The sequence below is a fragment of the Micrococcus sp. HMSC31B01 genome, assembly GCF_001816085.1.
Lineage (GTDB): Bacteria > Actinomycetota > Actinomycetes > Actinomycetales > Micrococcaceae > Micrococcus > Micrococcus luteus.
Window position 1 is genome coordinate 1 of the sequence record NZ_KV825383.1, and the last position, 1,991, is coordinate 1,991.

Annotated in this window: 3 protein-coding genes; all 3 read right to left on the minus strand. The window is 73.3% G+C overall.

Annotation, left to right across the window (positions count from 1 at the left end):
• Positions 1-133: 133 nt before the first annotated feature.
• Positions 134-1,201, minus strand: a complete 1,068-nt coding sequence (locus tag HMPREF3105_RS11120) for an acyltransferase family protein (RefSeq protein ID WP_070709637.1) — start codon at positions 1,199-1,201, stop codon at positions 134-136.
• A 78-nt stretch (positions 1,202-1,279) separates the two neighbouring features.
• On the minus strand, positions 1,280-1,585 hold the full coding sequence (locus HMPREF3105_RS11125) for a hypothetical protein (protein WP_070709639.1): 306 nt from the start codon (positions 1,583-1,585) through the stop codon (positions 1,280-1,282).
• A gap of 58 nt (positions 1,586-1,643) precedes the next feature.
• The coding region (deoC, locus tag HMPREF3105_RS11130) for a deoxyribose-phosphate aldolase (protein ID WP_070709641.1) at positions 1,644-1,991 on the minus strand (348 nt) is incomplete at its 5' end.

Sequence of the window (1,991 nt, forward strand, 5' to 3'; positions counted from 1 at the left end):
GCCGTGGAGGCCGCCGGGGCGCCGGCGTCGCCGCCGTCACCCGCCGGGTGGCCGCCGTCGCGGGTCGGCGCCTCGGGCTCCTCCGGCGTCGACGGCAGGAACGGATTGCGGATCGGGGGGCGATGATCCCGGCTCATGGTTGTGTCCTCTCCGAGGCGGTCGTGACGCGCGGCAGCGCGGACGTGACGGGGTGCGGGGGCTCCACGTGTCGCAGGCGGTGCACCGGGTGCCAGCGGCGGCGCGCCCCCGTGAACGGCTTGGACAGGGGGGTGGCGAGCAGGGCGAGGCCTGCCAGCCAGCTGAGGGCGAGCGCGAGGGCGAACTTGACGGCGTTGTCCTCCACGCCGTGGCGCGTGACCCACATCAGCACCCAGCCGTGCAGCAGCACCACCACCGTGCCCGTCCGGACCAGGGCGGTGATGGCGCGGCGCAGGGCCTGACCCGTCCCGGTGCGTCGGGCGAAGGAGCGCAGCAGTCCCTCCACCGTGGAACCGAACACGAGCACCATCCCCGCGGACATCAGGACGCCCACGGCGGGGGTGAGCACCGGCGTGCCGAAGCCGCCGAACTTGATGTTGGGCGGCTCCAGGCCCAGCCGGACCGCGACCAGCCCGAGCAGCACCAGGCCGAGGCCGATGAGCGTCCGATGGCGTCGCACGTGCGGTTGGACGCGGCGGCGGAACGTCTCGCCGCTGAGGACGAACAGCAGGCACGGCAGGGCCAGCCCGACGCCCAGAGGCGTGCGGGCGATCGCGGAGTCCGGCACGAGGTGGGCCCACGCCAGCCCGGCCAGGCCCACGGCCCAGGCGACGGCGGACGGGAAGCGCTCGAGGAATCGGCGCAGCACCGTGGTGAAGAACAGGACGGAGATGAACCAGAACGCCCACCACGGGGGCTCTTGGTCCGCGCCCCCGTACCAGCCGGTGATCATCAGGCGCCGCAGGAGGTCGGGGTCGTCAGCGAACCACGCGAACGCGGCCACGGACATGAGCGCCGCCCACACCAGGTACGGCACCATCAGGCTCCGGAAGCGGCCCCGCACGTCCGTGGCCCAGGGGCGGCCGCGCGTCCAGAAGTAGCCGGTGAGGAAGAAGAACAGCGGCATCCGCCAGATCTCCAGGTACCGGCTGAAGGTGAGGTCCGTCAGGTATGCGTGACCCAGCACCACCGCCGCGATGGAGACAAGCCGAAGGGCGTCCACCCCCGTGTTGCGGGTGGACGCCCTTCGGCGCGCGGCGGCCGGACGACCGGTGTCAGCGATCCTCGGCTCCGGGACGGCTCAGCGGTGCGCGGCGCCGGTCTCGACGGCGTGGGCGCCGGTGGCGGCGTGCTCGACGACGGGACGGGTGTGGATGGCGGTGGTGTCCACGGTGTCGCTGCGGCCCAGGAACGCCTTGGGGATCATGAAGGCCACGGTGGCCAGGGCCAGCGCGATCAGGCCGGGGATCCAGACCGACTCGAGCGACCAGAAGCCCATGGCGTAGAGGCAGCCGAGGAACGCGCCGAAGGCGACGATGAAGGCGATCAGGGAACCCCAGACGCCGCCCACGTTGGAGTGGTCGATGGCCTTGCCGTTGCGGATCACGTGATGCTCCTTCGGTGCGGTCCCGGCCGGGGCGGACGCCCGGCCGAAGTGATGCGAGTCAGTCGGATCCCAGGATAGCAAGCGCGGAGCTGGCCCCGATCCGGGTGGCGCCGGCCTCGATCATCGCCAGGGCGTCCGCGCGGGTGCGCACCCCGCCGGAGGCCTTCACGCCGATGCGCTCGCCCACGGTGCGGCGCATCAGCGCGACGTGCTCGACGGTGGCGCCCGCGGTGGAGAAGCCCGTGGAGGTCTTCACGAAGTCCGCCCCGGCCTCGACCGCGGCCTCGCAGGCCAGGACGATCGCGTCGTCGTCCAGCAGGGCGGTCTCCACGATCACCTTGAGCAGCGCCCCGCCGTCGCCCGCGGGGCCGTCCGCGTGCGCGGCCTCGGCCACGGCGCGGACGTC